Raw genomic sequence first — 17,273 nt, forward strand, 5'->3', positions numbered from 1 at the left:
GGATTATTAAGATAACAGACAGATACCGGGAGAAATGCAATGGCAGAAAAAAAGGAACAATCTTTGGAAGACCAGAGCCTTGAGGAGATTTTCTCAGATCTGGAACAGACGATAAAAGAGATGGAAGACGGGGAGATTTCGCTGGAGGAATCTTTCCGGTTGTATCATCAGGGTATGGATATGCTGAAAGCATGTAACAGTAAAATCGATAAGGTAGAAAAGAAGATGCTGTTACTGGATGAAGAGGGTGAGGAACATGAATTCTAAAGAAGAATTTACAGTACAGATGAAAAGGAAAGTAGCCGAAATTGAAGAAATCCTGAAAGAATATCTTCCAAAACCGGAAGGGTATCAGAAGGTGATCATGGAAGCTATGGAATACAGTCTGATGGCAGGGGGAAAAAGACTACGGCCAATGTTAATGAGAGAGACCAGCAGATTATTTGGCGATGAAACAGAAGCGCTTTGTCCATTTATGGCGGCGCTTGAAATGATTCATACGTATTCTCTGGTTCATGATGATCTTCCTGCGATGGACAACGATGAATATCGCAGAGGCAGAAAGACTACACATATTGTCTATGGAGAAGATATGGGGATACTGGCAGGGGATGCACTTTTAAATTATGCGTTTGAGACAGCATTTCGTGCGTTTGAGACAGCACCGCAGGAGAGCCTTAAAATCGGACGTGCCCTTAGTGTCCTTGGCAGAAAAGCAGGTGTCTATGGAATGATCGGCGGACAGGTGATCGATGTAAAAGAAACAGGACATGCTGTGCCGAAAGATGTTCTGGATACGATTTATGAGTTGAAGACAGGAGCGCTGATCGAATGTGCTATGATGATTGGTGCAATTCTCGGAGGGGCAGAAGAAGAGGATGTACGAAAGGTCGAAAAGATAGCACATTATGTGGGCATTGCATTCCAGATTCAGGATGATATCCTGGACGTGACCAGTACGGAAGAAGTACTGGGAAAACCAATCCACAGTGATGAAAAAAATCAGAAGACAACATATGTAACACTTCTGGGAATTGAGCAGGCACAAAAAAGAGTAGAAGAATTATCCAATCAGGCAATAGATCTGCTTCACCAGCTTTCAGGGGAGAATGAATATCTGGAACAACTGCTGATACAGTTGATCCACAGAGACAGATAGAGGGGATACCTGGTTATGTTAGAAAGAATTCAAAAAGCAAATGATATAAAAAAACTGGCACCAGAGGAACTGCCGGAACTGGCACAGGAAATCCGACAGTTTCTGATCGAAAAGATCAGCAGGACCGGTGGTCATCTTGCATCAAATCTTGGCGTGGTAGAGCTTACGATGGCAATACATCTGGTTTTTGATCTTCCGAAAGATAAGATTATATGGGATGTCGGACATCAGTCTTATACGCATAAGATCCTGACCGGTAGAAAAGATGGATTTGATGACCTGAGAAAATATGGTGGAATGAGCGGATTCCCAAAGAGAAAGGAAAGTGCATGCGATGCATTTGACACGGGACACAGCTCGACTTCTATTTCTGCGGGGCTTGGATATGTATGTGCAAGAGATCTGCAAAAAGAAGATTACAGTGTGATCTCTGTGATCGGGGATGGTTCTCTGACCGGAGGTATGGCTTATGAAGCTTTGAACAATGCTTCAAGGCTTAAGAAGAATTTTATTATTGTTTTGAATGATAATCATATGTCGATTTCCGAAAATGTAGGTGGAATGTCGGATTATCTGGCGAAGCTTCGTACTGCGGATTTTTATACAGATTTGAAAAAAGGTGTAACGAATATGCTTCATAATGTACCGGTTGTAGGAGATCCTATGATTGAACATATCCGTAAGACGAAAAGCAGTCTGAAGCAGCTGATCGTACCAGGAATGTTTTTTGAAGATATGGGAATTACATATCTGGGACCGATTCAGGGACACAGCATACCAATGTTGGTACGTGCATTAAAAGAAGCAAGGAAGATTGAGGGACCTGTGTTATTGCATGTCCTTACCAAAAAAGGAAAAGGATATGAACCGGCAGAAGAACAGCCGGATAAATTCCATGGGATCGGACCGTTCCAGGTAGAGACCGGTGAACCGGAAAAACCGAAGAAAAAAGATTCATATACAGATGTATTTGGAAAAGTAATGTGTGATGAAGCGGCAAGAAATGATAAACTTGCGGCGATCACTGCAGCAATGGCAGATGGAACGGGTCTTGCGAGATTCCGAAAGAAATATCCGAACCGCTTTTTTGATGTGGGGATTGCGGAAGAACATGCAGTGACATTTGCGGCAGGACTTGCGGCAGGCGGGATGAAACCGGTATTTGCGGTATATTCTTCTTTCCTTCAAAGAGCTTATGATCAGATGATTCATGATGTGGCACTTCAGAATCTTCCTGTGATGTTTGCCGTGGACAGAGCGGGATTAGTAGGCAATGACGGAGAGACACATCAGGGAATTTTTGATCTGTCTTATCTGAGCAGTATCCCGAACATGGTAATCATGTCACCAAAACACAAATGGGAACTGGCGGATATGGTGAGATTTGGTATCTCATATGATGGACCGATCGCGATCCGCTATCCGAGGGGGAGTGCATGTGATGTCTGTCCGGAATTCAGAAGTCCGATTGAATACGGAAAAAGTGAGATATTGTATGAAGAAAGTGATATTGCAATTATTTTCGTAGGGCATATGTTTGAAGAGGCACTGAAGGTAAGAGAAGATTTAAAAGAGAAAGGCTATGACTGCTCGCTTATTAATGCGAGATTTATAAAACCGTTAGATGCCAAGATGCTGGACCGGCTTACAAAGAAGCATCGGTTGATTGTTACGATTGAAGAAAACGTAAAATCCGGAGGATTTGGAGAACATGTAAGTGAATATCTGATGAGGACCGGTGCAGATGTGAGAGTGCAGATTCTGGCACTCCCGGATGATTATGTAGAACATGGTAATGTAGATGTCCTGCGCAAAGAGACTGGTCTGGACGTAGAATCCATGACGGCACAGATCTGTAAGATGTATGAGACAATGTAGATAACAGGAGAAATTATGAAAGAACGATTAGATGTATTACTTGTAAAAAGAAATCTGGCGGCTTCCAGAGAAAAGGCAAAGGCAATCATTATGTCCGGGATCGTATATGTAGACGGACAGAAAGAAGATAAGGCAGGAACTACATTTCCGGAAGAAGCGACGATCGAAGTGCGAGGTCATACTCTTCCATATGTCAGCCGCGGCGGTCTGAAACTGGAAAAAGCGATCAAGAATTTTGATGTCAGTGTAGAAGGAAAGGTATGTACAGATGTAGGCTCTTCTACAGGAGGCTTTACGGACTGTATGTTGCAGAATGGTGCTGTGAAAGTATTTGCGATTGATGTGGGCCGCGGACAGCTTGACTGGAAACTCAGACAGGATCCACGAGTTGTATGTATGGAAAAAACGAACATTCGTTATGTCACACCGGAAGACATTGGAGAACCGGTACAGTTTTCATCTATTGATGTATCATTTATTTCGCTTACAAAAGTGTTACTTCCGATTCGTAATTATCTTACGGAAGACGGACAGATAGTTGCACTGATCAAGCCACAGTTTGAAGCGGGAAGAGAAAAGGTTGGGAAAAAAGGCGTTGTACGCGAAAAAAGTACGCATATAGAAGTCATCCATAAAGTGATTGATTATGCAATGTCTATCGGATTTGAAGTGCTGAATCTGGAATTTTCTCCGATCAAAGGACCGGAAGGTAATATCGAATATCTGGTCCACTTACAGAAATGCGAAGCGACTGACAGAATTTCGCCTGAGATTGATGTCGAAAAGACGGTAGATCAGTCATTTGCGACACTTGCGAAAGGTTAGAGACAGATGTTAAAAAAGTTTTGGATCGTTACAAATGATGGAAAAGATACGAATCATGCGGTGACGGAAAAAGTAAAGGAATTACTGGAGATAGCGGGAAGAAGCTGTATATTGTGTGAAAAAGATGCAGAGAAAAATATTATCAGGGAACGGATTCCGGACATGATCGATTGTGCAATCGTGATTGGCGGTGACGGGAGTTTGATTGAAGTGGCAAGAACGCTCTGGAAAAGAGACGTTCCGATTCTGGGTATCAACATGGGAACGCTTGGGTATCTTACAGAGGTAGAGGTAAGCAATCTGGCAGAAGATATCACACAGATGCTGAAAGGTGATTATCTGTATGAAGAGCGTATGATGCTGGAAGGCATGTTTCCGAACGGAAAGAAAGATGTTGCACTTAATGATATTGTTGTGTCACGTAAAGGTGATGATCTGCGTATTATATATTTTAAATTGTTCGTAAACGGGGAACTGTTGAATTCCTATGAAGCGGATGGAATCATCATTTCCACACCAACCGGTTCTACAGCATATAATATGTCGGCGGGAGGTCCGATCGTAGAACCTACGGCGTCTCTTACTGTGATCACACCAATCTGTTCTCATGCGTTGAACACAAGAAGCATTGTTCTGTCTTCCGACGATGAGATCGTGATTGAGATCGGAGAAGGACGCAGAGGCAATATAGAAAAAGTACTGGTTACATTTGACGGTGCGACCAGCGTGCCGCTTGAGACAGGAGATCGTCTGACCATTTGCAAGGCAAAAGAGTCGACAAAAATCATGAAGATTAATAAAATCAGTTTTTTGGAAATATTACGGAGAAAGATGAAGGGAAATTGATGATATGAAAGTTAACAGACATGCGAAGATTATTGAATTGATTAATAAATATCATATTGAAACGCAGGAAGAACTGGCGGAATATCTGAACCAGGAGGGATTCAAAGTTACTCAGGCAACGGTATCCAGAGATATCCGTGACCTGAAACTTACAAAGATACCTTCAGAAAATGGAAAACAGAGATATGCACTGCACCAGCATAATGAGAATGGAATGAGTGAGAAATATATCCGTGTTTTAAGAGAAGGGTATCTGTCTATGGATATGGCACAGAATATTCTGGTGATCAAGACAGTGGCCGGAATGGCAAGTGCTGTATGTGCGGCACTGGATGCAATGAAATGGAATGAAATTGTCGGAAGTATTGCGGGAGATGACACGATTATGTGTGCAATACGAAGCGTGGATGACACGGTAAAAGTAATGGACAAGATCAGCAAGATTATCTTATAGGAGGATGCATGTTACAATATTTGCATGTGAAAAACCTGGCTTTGATCGATGAGATCGAAGTAGAGTTTGGCAGAGGGCTGAACATATTAACAGGAGAGACCGGTGCCGGGAAGTCAATCATTCTAGGCTCGGTCAATCTTGCTCTTGGCGGAAGATACACGAAAGACATTCTTCGCCAGGGAGCGAGATACGGATTGGTGGAGCTGACATTTTCAGTCGAAAATGAACGGCAGATCCGTAAATTAAAAGAACTGGATATTTACCCGGAAGATGGGTTTATTACACTGCAGAGAAGACTGATGGAAGGAAGAAGTGTCAGCAAGATCAATTGCGAGACAGTACAGATGGCGACACTTAAAGCAGTATCATCGATTTTGATCGATATTCACGGACAGCATGAACATCAGTCACTGCTTTATAAAAAGAATCATCTGGCGATCGTTGATGCTTTTGCAGGTGAAGAGACGAAGAGACAGAAAGAAAAAGTCGTAGAGATATGGCGGCAGTACAAAGAAAAACAAAAAGAACTGTCAGAGGCAGGAGCAGATGAATCCGAAAGGGTGAAAGAACTGGCATTTTTACAATTCGAAGTCGATGAGATCGTGCAGGCAGAATTAAAAGAGCATGAGGACGAAGAGCTGGAGTCACTTTACCGTCGTATGTGCAATGGAAAGCGGATTGTCCAGAGCGTGACCGAAAGCTATCAGTATACAGGCGGAGATGGGGAAAGCGCAAGCGAAAAGCTCGGAAGGGCACTTAGAACCCTGTCGGAAGTTTCAGATGCTGATGAGCAGCTTGCGCAGTTATATTCGCAGCTTGCGGATGTAGATAATCTGTTAAATGATTTCAATCACGAACTGGCGGAGTATCAGAAAAACTGTGAATTTTCGGATGAAGAGTTTTATGAAACAGAAAAACGGTTAAATGAGATCAATCATCTGAAGACGAAATATGGTAACTCGTATGAAAAGATCATGGAGTACTGTAAGAAGCAGGAAGAAAGAATTGAAATTCTGGAAAACTATGATGCGTATATGCAGGAATTGAAAGCATCCTGTGAGCAGTTGGAACAGGATTATCTTAAAAGGGCGCAGAAACTTTCGACTCTTCGAAAGAAGAAGGCAAACATGCTGGAAAAGAAGATCCAGAAAGGCTTGGAAGACCTGAATTTTGAACAGGTGCAGTTTGAGATACATTTTGCGGAAAAGAAAGAATATTCCAAAGATGGCATTGATGATGCAGAATTCCGTATTTCGCTCAACCAGGGACAGCAGGTGAAACCATTGACAGAAGTTGCTTCCGGTGGTGAGCTTTCCAGAATCATGCTGGCGATCAAAGCTGTAATGGCAGATAAAGATGAGATTGAGACACTGATCTTTGATGAAATTGATGTTGGTATCAGCGGACGTACGGCACAGAAAGTGTCGGAAAAGATGGCATTGATCGGAAAAGAACATCAGGTGATCTGTATTACACATCTTGCACAGATTGCAGCGATGGCAGATCAGCATTTTCTGATTGAAAAAAAGACAGAGGATGCAGTGACGCGTACACACATTTATCCGCTGACAGAAGAAAAGTCGGTAGAAGAGCTGGCAAGGATCCTCGGCGGTGCAAAAATTACAGATACCGTGATCCAAAGCGCAAAAGAGATGAAAAATCTGGCAGGTCAGATAAAATAAAAAGTATACAGATCCAGAGTATTTTTTATAAAATACCACATACTAAGATAGACATTCTTGCAGGGATGTCTATCTTTTTTTGAGGTGTGGAACATGAGAAAATATTGGTATCGAAAATGTCTGATCATAACACTTGTTTTTTCTGTCTTTTTTTACACGGGATATTCAGTGAAGGAAAAAATGGAACGTAACGAAAAAGAGGAAGTAAGCGCGGGGACGGTGTCTGACAATACGGTGATCCCGGGAGGTATGCCGATCGGAATCTATCTGGAAACAGAAGGAGTCATGGTTCTTGGAACAGAGAAGGTTACAGGAACAGACGGTGAACGACTGGAACCGGCAAGACATCTGGTAAAGGCCGGTGATTATATCGTAGAATGCAATGGAACGAAGATCAGGGATAAAAAAGAACTACAGACGATATTAAAAACTACAGATGGAACAGATGTGATTTTAAAGCTGCGCAGAGATTCGGAATATCTGGAAGTGAAGGTAAAACCGGTCAGGAGCAAAAAAAATAATTGCATGCTCGGGATATGGGTAAGGGACAATGCACAGGGACTTGGAACAGTAACATTTCTTAATTCTGACAGCAGATTTGGAGCACTTGGACATGGAATTCATGACACAGATACGAATGCACTTATGGAGATTCGAAATGGAAGAGTATACGAAACCAGTATACGAAGTATCCAGAAAGGAATTGACGGTAATCCAGGAGGCATTGAAGGAATCATTGTTTATAACAGATATAATGTGCTTGGAAAAATTGATAAAAATACGGATTGTGGGATTTTTGGAACGCTTGACCGCACAGAAAACCTGTTTCAGGACACGGATCCGATGGAGATAATGCAGACGGATGAAATAAAAAAAGGAGATGCAAAAATCCGATGCTGTGTGGAAGGAAAAGTAAAAGAGTATAAAATTCGTATTACAAAAATTGACAAACATACCAGAGAGGAAAATAAAGGACTCGAAATAGAAGTGACAGATCCAAAATTGCTGGAAATTACAGGCGGAATCATTCAGGGAATGTCGGGAACACCAATTATCCAGAATGGAAAGATAGCGGGTGCGGTTACCCATGTATTTGTCAGTGATCCAACGAGGGGTTATGGGATTTTTATCGAAAATATGCTGAAATATGTAGAATAATCAGAATTTTGTCGATGCAGGTCATGTTTTTACGACAGTATTTTCTTGTTCGAAAATTGAGGAAAATATATAATAAAACTCGACATAATTATTAAGGGACAAGGAGGCATTACGTAAAATGAGAGAAGTTAATGTAGCAATCGCTGACGACAATGAAAGAATTTTGGATATGCTGGGTGAAATCATAGAGTAAGACCAGGATTTGAATCTGATAGGAAAAGCTGATAACGGTGAAGATATCTATCATCTGATCAAAGAAAAGAAACCGGATGTTGTATTACTGGATCTGATCATGCCAAAGATGGATGGATTAAGTGTGATGGAAAAAGTAAATATGGATGAGCAGATTACCAAACGACCGGAATTTATTATCGTGACAGCTGTCGGACAGGAAAGAATTACAGAAGATGCCTTCCGAAAAGGAGCAAGTTACTATGTGATGAAACCATTTCACAATGATATGATCTTAAGCAGGATCAAAGATGCGGGAAACGGGGAGAGAAAGAACAGTTCGGAATCCGAAAGCCGGAATGCAGTTTCCAAAAAGCAAGAATATAATCTAGAGACTCGTGTGACGGATATGATCCATGAAATCGGAATACCGGCGCACATAAAAGGATATCATTATCTGCGGGATGCGATCATTATGGCAGTGGATGATATGGATGTGTTGAATGCGATTACGAAGGTTTTGTATCCTACAATTGCCAAGATGCATCAGACAACGGCAAGCAGAGTGGAAAGAGCAATTCGTCACGCAATCGAAGTTGCATGGAGCCGTGGAAAGCTTGATACGCTGGATGAGTTATTTGGATATACAGTAAGTAATAGAAAGGGAAAACCTACAAATTCAGAATTTATAGCATTGATCGCAGATACGATCCGACTGGAAAATAAAAACCGCTAAACAACCCTTTTATTCTGAATAAAAATACGTTATAATGATAAAGTATTCTAAGGTTGGGAGGGAAATGCAATGAAGAAAATATTATTTGCGGCATCTGAGTCAGTCCCATTTATCAAAACAGGAGGACTTGCCGATGTTGTCGGATCATTACCGAAATATTTTGATAAAGAAAAATACGATGTGCGCGTAATGCTTCCAAAGTATATGTGCATGAAAGACGAATGGGAAGAAAAACTTCAGTATCATACTCATTTTTATATGGACTTGAACTGGAGAAAACAGTATGTTGGCGTTCTTGAAATGGAATACGACGGAATTAAGTTTTATTTTATAGATAACGAATATTACTTTAACGGATATGCACCATACGGTGATATGTATGCGGATATTGAGAAATTCGCATTCTTCTCAAAAGCTGTATTAAGTGCACTTCCACTGATCGATTTCAGACCAGACATCATTCACTGCCATGACTGGCAGACAGGACTGGTTCCGGTCTATCTGGATAATTTCAGATATGGCAATGAATTTTACCGTGGAATCAAGACGGTGATGACTATACATAACCTGAAGTTCCAGGGAACATGGGATCCGAAGCGTGTCAGAGACATTACCGGATTACCACAGTATTATTTCGCACCGGATAAGTTGGAAGCATACAAGGATGCAAACTACCTGAAAGGTGGAATCGTATATGCGGACAGAGTAACGACGGTAAGTAACTCTTATGCAGAGGAAATTAAGACACCATTCTATGGCGAGAAACTGGACGGTCTTATGAATGCAAGAGCAAACTGCCTGTCTGGAATTGTGAACGGAATTGATTATGAAGATTATAATCCACTGACAGACAATAAGATCGAGAGAAATTATGATGTCAGCAATTTCCGTAAAGAGAAGATCAAGAACAAGATCGCACTTCAGAAGGAACTTGGTCTGGAAGAGAATCATAAAACTATGATGATCGGTATCGTATCCAGACTGACAGATCAGAAGGGATTTGATCTTGTTGCATATGTAATGGATGAACTGTGTCAGGATGCAGTACAGATCGTAGCGCTTGGTACAGGAGAAGAACAGTATGAGAATATGTTCCGCCATTTCGCATGGAAATATCCTGGAAAAGTATCTGCAAACATTTATTATTCAGAAGCAATGTCTCATAAGATCTATGCGTCCTGTGATGCATTTCTTATGCCGTCACTGTTTGAACCATGCGGACTCAGCCAGTTGATGAGTTTACGTTACGGAACAGTTCCGATCGTCCGTGAGACAGGCGGTCTGAAAGATACAGTAGAACCATACAATGAGTATGAAAAGACTGGTACAGGATTCAGTTTCATGAACTACAATGCACATGAGATGCTGGCAACTGTACGTTATGCAGAACAGATCTATTATGATAAGAAACGTGACTGGAACAAGATTGTTGAACGTGCCATGAATAAAGACTTCTCATGGAAGAATTCTGCAAAACAGTACGAAGAATTATACGAAGGAATGTAAAAACAGACTAAAGGAGAATGACAGAAAAAATATGAAAATCAGTGATATATTAGTAGAAAAGACACCGCATCTTTCTTTTGAGGTATTTCCTCCGAAGACAGATGCAGCATATGAAGGAGTATTAAAGGCGACAGAAGCAATTGCAGAATTGAAACCGTCATATATGAGTGTTACATATGGTGCAGGCGGCGGTACCAGTAAGAATACTGTAAAGATTGCATCACATATCAAAGATAAATATAATGTACCAAGCCTTGCACATCTTACTTGTGTATCATCAACAAAAGAAGAAGTGCATCAGGTAATCGATCAGTTAAAGGCAGCAGGAATTGAGAATATCCTTGCTCTCAGAGGAGATATTCCACAAGAGAGTGAATTCCCACTTCCGAATCATTATCAGTATGCATATGAGCTGATCGAGGATATCAAGAGTCAGGGAGATTTCTGCATCGGGGCTGCATGTTATCCGGAAGGACATGTAGAGTCCGAACATAAGAAGGATGATATTGCACATCTGAAACAGAAAGTAGACTGTGGTGTAGATTTCCTGACTACACAGATGTTTTTTGATAACAATATTCTTTATAATTTCCTCTATAGAGCGAGAGAAAAGGGTGTTACCGTTCCGGTTATTCCGGGAATCATGCCGGTAACAAATGCAAATCAGGTAAAGAGAATTCTGTCTATGTCCGGAACCAACCTTCCGGAGAGATTCAAAGCAATCGTAGATCGCTTTGGAGATAATCCGAAAGCAATGCAGCAGGCAGGTATTGCGTATGCGACAGACCAGATCATCGATCTGTTCGCAAATGGCATTAACCATGTTCACGTATATTCTATGAATAAACCGGAGGTTGCTGCGGCAATCCAGGCAAATCTTTCAGAGATTCTGAATAAATAGAGGAAACAAAATGGACGCAAGAACGAAAGAAGCAATTCGTTACTTGGGATATGGCAGACATGCGGTAGATGATCATACGCTAAAGCTTGTGGAAAGCTGTTTTGAAGAGCTTTCCCAGGCGGCGTGCGGCAGGATCGTCTACCGCATTTTTGAATTAGAATTCCCGGAGAGTGGAAGAATCCTTCTGGGAAATCTGGATATCCACAGTAAAAATCTTTATAAAAATCTGACGGGATGTAAAAAAGCAGTGCTGCTGGGTGCAACGCTTGGACCGAAAGTTGATCTGCTATTGCGGAAATATTCCATCGGAGATATGGCAAGAGTGGTAACACTTCAGGCGTGTGCGGCTGCTATGCTGGAAGAATATCTGGATGAATGGCAGACTGCTCTGGAAGCAGATATGAAGAAAGAGGGTTATTATATCAGACCGAGATTCAGTCCTGGATATGGAGACTTTGATATTGCACATCAGGATATGATCCTCCGTATGCTGGATACGGCAAAGAAGATCGGGCTGACACTTACCGGCGGCAATATGCTGACACCGTCAAAATCGGTGACGGCAGTGATCGGTCTCAGTGAAACAGAGACTTCCTGCCATATCAAAGGTTGTGAGGCGTGTCAGAAGAAAGACTGCGCATACCGCAGATCATAAGATACAAGAAAGAGGATAGGAGCAGACAAATGTTATTAGAACGACTGGGAAAAGAATTATTGTACTTTGACGGTGGAATGGGAACACTTCTTCAGTCAAAGGGATTACAGCCGGGAGAACTACCGGAAGTCTGGAACCTGGAACATGCAGAAGAAATCATCGATATCCATAAGGCATATTTTGAGGCAGGCAGTGATATCGTCTTAAGTAATACATTTGGTGCTAATGCGATCAAATTTCATGATTCCAAGTATGGACTCAAAGAAATCGTAACAGCAGGAATCCAGAATGCAAAAAAGGCTGCAGAACGTGGCGTGCACGACGGAAGAAAGACTTATGTAGCATTAGATGTAGGACCAACCGGTAAGTTATTAAAGCCAATGGGAGATCTTTCGTTTGAAGATGCATATGATGCATTTAAAGAAACGATGATCTATGGAGAACAGGCAGGAGCTGATCTGATCCATATCGAGACCATGAGTGACAGTTACGAAGTGAAAGCAGCAGTACTTGCTGCAAAAGAGAATACTTCACTTCCGGTATTTGCAACTATGATCTTCGATGAAAAGGGAAAACTCCTGACAGGAGGAGATGTTCCGGCGGTGGTTACCATGTTGGAAGGCCTTCGTGTAGATGCATTGGGAATCAACTGTGGTATGGGACCGGAGCAGATGCTTCCGATTCTGGAGGATATTCTGAAATACGCATCGGTTCCGATCATCGTAAAACCGAATGCAGGACTTCCGAAGCAGCGTGACGGAGAAGTCTATTATGATGTAGAACCGGAACAGTTTGCCGGATATATGGCAAAGATCGTAGAGATGGGAGCACATGTGATCGGCGGATGCTGTGGAACAACACCTGCACATATCCAGAAGATGGTTGAGACGACCAGAGAGATGAGCGTAAAGCCGGCAACAAAGAAAGATATCACAATGGTATCTTCTTACGGACATGCGGTCATCCTTGGCGGCAAGCCGATGATTATCGGAGAGAGAATCAATCCGACCGGTAAGAAGAAATTCAAACAGGCATTAAAAGACCACGACATGGATTATATCCTGAAAGAGGGGATTACGCAGCAGGATAAGGGAGCACATATTCTGGATGTCAACGTAGGACTTCCGGATATTGACGAACCGGCGATGATGAAAGAAGTCATCATGGAGCTTCAGAGCGTATCAAGCCTGCCGCTTCAGATCGATACCGTTGATATCACAGCAATGGAAGCGGCGATGCGCATCTATAACGGTAAGCCGATGGTGAACTCTGTAAATGGAAAACAGGAAAATATGGATGCTGTCTTCCCGCTTATTAAGCGTTACGGAGGTGTTGTGATCGGGCTTACGATCGACGAGGATGGAATCCCGGCAACGGCAGATGGAAGAGTCCGTGTGGCAGGAAAGATCATTGAAGAAGCGAAAAAATATGGCATTGACAAAAAGGACATTGTAATCGATGTGCTGGCAATGACGATCAGTTCCGAGCCGGAAGGAGCAAAGGTCACTCTGGAAGCACTGAAAAAAGTCAGAGAGACTTACGGTGTATGTACGGTACTTGGTGTATCGAACATTTCATTCGGACTTCCGTACCGTCCGGCAGTCAATTCGAATTTCTATACGATGGCCATGCAGAATGGCTTAAGTGCCGGAATCATCAATCCGTCTTCGGAAGATATGATGTGTTCTTACTATTCATTCTGTGCGCTGATGAATTACGACAAGAACTGCGAGGATTATATCCGTGTATATGGCAGTCAGAAAGCAGGAACGCCTGCACCGGCAGCCAAGGCAGAACTGACTTTAAAAGAGGCCATCGAAAAAGGTCTGAAAGAAGAAGCGCATCATGCAACAGGAGAACTGTTAAAGGAACAGGCACCGCTGGAGATCATCAATGAACACCTGATCCCGGCACTGGATACGGTGGGAAAAGGATTTGAAAAGGGAACTGTCTTCCTGCCGCAGCTTCTGATGAGTGCCGATGCGGCAAAGATCGCATTTGCAGTGATCAAGGACGTACTCGCACAGGAAGGCGGGGAAGTCCAGGCGAAGAATAAAGTTATTCTCGCAACGGTAAAAGGAGATATTCACGATATTGGTAAGAACATTGTAAAAGTCCTTCTGGAGAATTACAGTTTTGATGTGATCGATCTGGGGAAAGATGTACCGCCGGAAGTGATCGTAGATACTGCAGTTGAGCAGGATATCCGGCTGGTAGGTTTAAGTGCGCTTATGACAACAACGGTTGTAAGCATGGAAGAGACCATCAAGTTATTGAGAGAACGTAAACCTGAATGTAAAGTCATGGTAGGTGGAGCTGTGCTGAATCAGGATTATGCAGATATGATCGGGGCAGATTTTTACGGCAAAGATGCAATGCAGTCCGTATATTATGCACAGAGAGTATTTGGAGAAGAGTAATCAGTGAGCAAAGAATTTCATAAAAATATACAACAGACAAAAAGGAGACAGAAAAAATGGGATTAATATTACCAGAACATTATGACCCTCGCTTAAGCGTAAGAGAGACACAGGAAGCAATCAAGTACATTCGTGACACGTTCCAGAAGGAATTCGGAAAAGAGATGAATCTGGAGAGAATCTCTGCACCGTTATTTGTAGAAAAAAGCAGTGGTCTGAACGATGACCTGAACGGTGTGGAAAGACCGGTACAGTTCGATATCGCAGGCGTTCCGGGAGAGACAATCGAAGTTGTACATTCCCTTGCAAAATGGAAACGTATGGCATTATACAAATATGGATTCCAGCCGGGTGAAGGACTTTATACAAATATGAACGCGATCCGCAGAGATGAAGAACTTGACAACTTACATTCCTGCTACGTGGACCAGTGGGACTGGGAAAAAGTGATCAAAAAAGAAGAACGTACTGTTGAGACACTGGAAGCTACCGTACGTAATATCTTCAAGATCATCAAACATATGGAACATGAGGTATGGTACAAATATCCACAGGCAGTGAAGAAACTTCCGGAGGACATCTATTTCATCACTTCCCAGGAACTGGAAGACATGTATCCGGATAAGACTCCAAAGGAAAGAGAAAATCTGATCACAAAAGAACACGGCTGTGTATTCCTGATGAAGATCGGTGACAAACTCGCAAGCGGCGAGCCGCACGACGGACGTGCACCAGACTACGATGACTGGCAGTTAAACGGAGACATCCTGTTCTGGTTCGAGACACTGAACTGTGCACTTGAGATCTCCAGCATGGGTATCCGTGTAGATGAAAAAGCTCTGGAAGAGCAGCTTGTAAAAGCAGGATGCGAAGAGAGAAAGAATCTCCCATATCATAAGATGCTGTTAAACGGAGAACTTCCATACACCATCGGAGGCGGTATTGGACAGTCCAGACTCTGCATGCTGCTTCTTGACCGTGCTCATGTCGGCGAGGTGCAGGCAAGTTTGTGGCCGGAAGAGATGCGGGAGACTTGCAGAGAGCATAATATTATTCTGCTGTAAATTGGTACTTAATTCAACAGGCTGGTGGATACCCGGACCGAAAGGCCAACCCAGTTAATAAATTAATCCCCAAAATTAGTTGATAAGATTTTCTCAAGTGTCTATAATAGAACTATAGACTGTCATAAAAATGACAAAGGAAAAACAGGAGGAACTCCAACTATGATGAGAGGCATTAATACAACCGTAAGACGGTTGAGAAGAAAAGTCTTTGAAGAAGTCGCAGCGCTTGGTTTCAAAGCGGATGCGGATACTTTATGCGACGATATGGAAGCAATCCCATATGCGCTGGTGAATGATGAGACGGAACAGTACCGTGACAGTGTCTACCGTGCAAGAGCAGTTGTACGAGAGCAGGTAAGACTTGCAATGGGACTTGCGCTCAGACCTGAAGATAAACCGGTACATCTGACAGCGGGAGTAGAAGCAAGTAACATATCAGACAAATATTATGAGCCGCCGCTTATACAGGTTATCCCGTCTGCATGTATGAGATGTGAGGCGAAAGGATATGAGGTCAGCAACATGTGCAAAGGATGTCTGGCACATCCTTGTATGGAAGTCTGTCCAAAGGGTGCAATTTCCATGGTGAACGGAAAATCCTACATTGATCAGGAAAAATGTATCAAATGTGGAAAATGTAAGAGTGTCTGTCCATATGACGCAATCTCCAAGAAAGAGCGCCCTTGTGCAAAAGCCTGTGGTGTCAATGCGATTGAAAACGATAAAGTGGGACGTGCATATGTCAATCCGGACAAATGCGTATCCTGCGGTATGTGTATGGTAAACTGTCCGTTTGGAGCAATTTCAGACAAATCCCAGATCTTCCAGCTTGCAAGAGCATTGTCGGAAGGCGAGCAGATCATTGCTGAGATCGCACCGGCATTTACCGGGCAGTTCGGAGATAATATCAATGCGAGAAACTTAAAGGCAGCACTGGAAGAACTTGGATTTTCACAGGTATACGAAGTAGCTCTTGGAGCTGATATCGGAGCTGTTGCAGAGGCACACCATTATGTGGAAAAGGTTACAACGGGAGAACTTCCATTCCTTCTGACATCCTGCTGTCCGTCATGGGCAATGCTGGCAAAGAAATATTTCCCGGATATGATCGATGAAGTGTCTCAGGAGCTGACGCCTATGGTCGCTACTGCACGTACGATCAAAAAAGAACATCCGAATGCAAAAGTAGTATTCATCGGACCATGTGCGGCCAAGAAGCTGGAAGCAATGCGCAGAAGCGTAAGAAGTGATGTTGATTTTGTAGTGACATTTGAGGAATTACAGGGAATGTTCGATGCGAAGGAAATTGATCTTTCCGAATATGAAGCAGAGTCATCTTTCCATAATGCAACAGGTGTAGGACGTGGATATGCAGTTGCAGGCGGTGTTGCATCCGCGATTGAAAAATGTGTGAATGAATACTATCCGGGTGTGGAAGTAAAGATCGAACATGCAGAAGGTCTTGCAGATTGTAAGAAGATCCTTTCTATGGCGAAGATCGGAAGAATGAACGGATGTCTGATCGAAGGAATGGGATGTCCGGGCGGATGTGTAGCCGGAGCAGGAACGAATATTCCGGTACCGAAAGCACAGAAGAAAGTACAGGAATTTGTGAAAGCATCCAGCAAACAGCTTCCACCAAAGGAACTCGGTGAGATTGAGTTAAAATAAGAGGGTTCCGAATGAGAAAACAAGAATCCGGAATGTCGTTCATGACGATATTTTATGCGCGTTTTATGCATATTTAAGTTTAAAAGAGACAGGCGTAATGATTGACAAAACGCCTGTCTCTCTTTATAATTAAAAGTTAGTATT

General features: G+C 42.6%; 15 protein-coding genes. All 15 read left to right on the plus strand.

The features are described from left to right. Nucleotides 1-39 precede the first annotated feature (39 nt). Nucleotides 40-267 (plus strand): exodeoxyribonuclease VII small subunit, encoded by a 228-nt coding sequence (gene xseB, locus NCY30_RS01515; protein ID WP_006426461.1) that lies wholly within the window; start codon nt 40-42, stop codon nt 265-267. Beyond that, a complete protein-coding gene (locus NCY30_RS01520; RefSeq protein ID WP_006426462.1) occupies nt 257-1,159 on the plus strand; it encodes a polyprenyl synthetase family protein in 903 nt (300 codons plus the stop codon). The genes xseB and NCY30_RS01520 overlap by 11 nt, the downstream gene beginning before the upstream one ends. 15 nt (nt 1,160-1,174) lie before the next feature. After that, the gene (gene dxs / locus NCY30_RS01525) at nt 1,175-3,037 is read left to right on the plus strand and encodes a 1-deoxy-D-xylulose-5-phosphate synthase (protein WP_022415519.1); all 1,863 of its coding nucleotides are present in this window, start codon (nt 1,175-1,177) and stop codon (nt 3,035-3,037) included. Between the two features lie 15 nt (nt 3,038-3,052). Continuing rightward, on the plus strand, nt 3,053-3,862 hold the full coding sequence (locus tag NCY30_RS01530; protein WP_006426464.1) for a TlyA family RNA methyltransferase: 810 nt from the start codon (nt 3,053-3,055) through the stop codon (nt 3,860-3,862). 6 nt (nt 3,863-3,868) lie between these two features. Continuing rightward, nucleotides 3,869-4,708 (plus strand): NAD(+)/NADH kinase, encoded by an 840-nt coding sequence (locus NCY30_RS01535; RefSeq protein ID WP_006426465.1) that lies wholly within the window; start codon nt 3,869-3,871, stop codon nt 4,706-4,708. 4 nt (nt 4,709-4,712) lie between these two features. Continuing rightward, the gene (gene argR, locus NCY30_RS01540) at nt 4,713-5,162 is read left to right on the plus strand and encodes an arginine repressor (RefSeq protein ID WP_006426466.1); all 450 of its coding nucleotides are present in this window, start codon (nt 4,713-4,715) and stop codon (nt 5,160-5,162) included. An 8-nt stretch (nt 5,163-5,170) separates the two neighbouring features. After that, on the plus strand, nt 5,171-6,844 hold the full coding sequence (recN, locus tag NCY30_RS01545) for a DNA repair protein RecN (protein WP_250818415.1): 1,674 nt from the start codon (nt 5,171-5,173) through the stop codon (nt 6,842-6,844). Nucleotides 6,845-6,937: 93 nt separating this feature from the next. Beyond that, on the plus strand, nt 6,938-8,002 hold the full coding sequence (spoIVB, locus tag NCY30_RS01550) for a SpoIVB peptidase (protein ID WP_006426468.1): 1,065 nt from the start codon (nt 6,938-6,940) through the stop codon (nt 8,000-8,002). A gap of 202 nt (nt 8,003-8,204) precedes the next feature. Next, nucleotides 8,205-8,909, plus strand: a complete 705-nt coding sequence (gene spo0A, locus NCY30_RS01555; protein WP_331476436.1) for a sporulation transcription factor Spo0A — start codon at nt 8,205-8,207, stop codon at nt 8,907-8,909. A 69-nt stretch (nt 8,910-8,978) separates the two neighbouring features. After that, nucleotides 8,979-10,415: a glycogen synthase GlgA gene (gene glgA / locus NCY30_RS01560; protein ID WP_250818416.1), complete on the plus strand. Its 1,437-nt coding sequence runs from the start codon at nt 8,979-8,981 to the stop codon at nt 10,413-10,415. A gap of 31 nt (nt 10,416-10,446) precedes the next feature. Continuing rightward, a complete protein-coding gene (gene metF, locus NCY30_RS01565) occupies nt 10,447-11,316 on the plus strand; it encodes a methylenetetrahydrofolate reductase [NAD(P)H] (protein ID WP_006426471.1) in 870 nt (289 codons plus the stop codon). Between the two features lie 10 nt (nt 11,317-11,326). Beyond that, nucleotides 11,327-11,971, plus strand: a complete 645-nt coding sequence (locus NCY30_RS01570) for a vitamin B12 dependent-methionine synthase activation domain-containing protein (protein ID WP_006426472.1) — start codon at nt 11,327-11,329, stop codon at nt 11,969-11,971. Nucleotides 11,972-12,000: 29 nt separating this feature from the next. After that, the gene (locus NCY30_RS01575) at nt 12,001-14,391 is read left to right on the plus strand and encodes a homocysteine S-methyltransferase family protein (RefSeq protein ID WP_006426473.1); all 2,391 of its coding nucleotides are present in this window, start codon (nt 12,001-12,003) and stop codon (nt 14,389-14,391) included. A 56-nt stretch (nt 14,392-14,447) separates the two neighbouring features. Continuing rightward, nucleotides 14,448-15,455 carry an aspartate--ammonia ligase gene (gene asnA, locus NCY30_RS01580; RefSeq protein WP_006426474.1) on the plus strand — a complete coding sequence of 336 codons (1,008 nt, stop codon included), beginning with the start codon at nt 14,448-14,450 and terminating at the stop codon, nt 15,453-15,455. Nucleotides 15,456-15,617: 162 nt separating this feature from the next. Continuing rightward, complete coding sequence (locus NCY30_RS01585; RefSeq protein WP_006426475.1) at nt 15,618-17,129, plus strand: 4Fe-4S dicluster domain-containing protein; 1,512 nt, start codon at nt 15,618-15,620, stop codon at nt 17,127-17,129. The last annotated feature ends 144 nt before the right edge of the window (nt 17,130-17,273 follow it).

The organism is Dorea sp. MB18-49 (assembly GCF_023669465.1).
Lineage (GTDB): Bacteria > Bacillota > Clostridia > Lachnospirales > Lachnospiraceae > Dorea_A > Dorea_A longicatena.

Bases quoted from the DNA above. Each gene is read 5' to 3' on its own strand.
- xseB (WP_006426461.1), top strand. From the start codon at position 40: ATGGCAGAAAAAAAGGAACAATCTTTGGAAGACCAGAGCCTTGAGGAG.
- spoIVB (WP_006426468.1), top strand. From the start codon at position 6,938: ATGAGAAAATATTGGTATCGAAAATGTCTGATCATAACACTTGTTTTT.
- argR (WP_006426466.1), top strand. From the start codon at position 4,713: ATGAAAGTTAACAGACATGCGAAGATTATTGAATTGATTAATAAATAT.
- NCY30_RS01535 (WP_006426465.1), top strand. From the start codon at position 3,869: ATGTTAAAAAAGTTTTGGATCGTTACAAATGATGGAAAAGATACGAAT.
- dxs (WP_022415519.1), top strand. From the start codon at position 1,175: ATGTTAGAAAGAATTCAAAAAGCAAATGATATAAAAAAACTGGCACCA.
- glgA (WP_250818416.1), top strand. From the start codon at position 8,979: ATGAAGAAAATATTATTTGCGGCATCTGAGTCAGTCCCATTTATCAAA.
- NCY30_RS01570 (WP_006426472.1), top strand. From the start codon at position 11,327: ATGGACGCAAGAACGAAAGAAGCAATTCGTTACTTGGGATATGGCAGA.
- NCY30_RS01575 (WP_006426473.1), top strand. From the start codon at position 12,001: ATGTTATTAGAACGACTGGGAAAAGAATTATTGTACTTTGACGGTGGA.
- NCY30_RS01530 (WP_006426464.1), top strand. From the start codon at position 3,053: ATGAAAGAACGATTAGATGTATTACTTGTAAAAAGAAATCTGGCGGCT.
- NCY30_RS01520 (WP_006426462.1), top strand. From the start codon at position 257: ATGAATTCTAAAGAAGAATTTACAGTACAGATGAAAAGGAAAGTAGCC.
- NCY30_RS01585 (WP_006426475.1), top strand. From the start codon at position 15,618: ATGATGAGAGGCATTAATACAACCGTAAGACGGTTGAGAAGAAAAGTC.
- metF (WP_006426471.1), top strand. From the start codon at position 10,447: ATGAAAATCAGTGATATATTAGTAGAAAAGACACCGCATCTTTCTTTT.
- recN (WP_250818415.1), top strand. From the start codon at position 5,171: ATGTTACAATATTTGCATGTGAAAAACCTGGCTTTGATCGATGAGATC.
- asnA (WP_006426474.1), top strand. From the start codon at position 14,448: ATGGGATTAATATTACCAGAACATTATGACCCTCGCTTAAGCGTAAGA.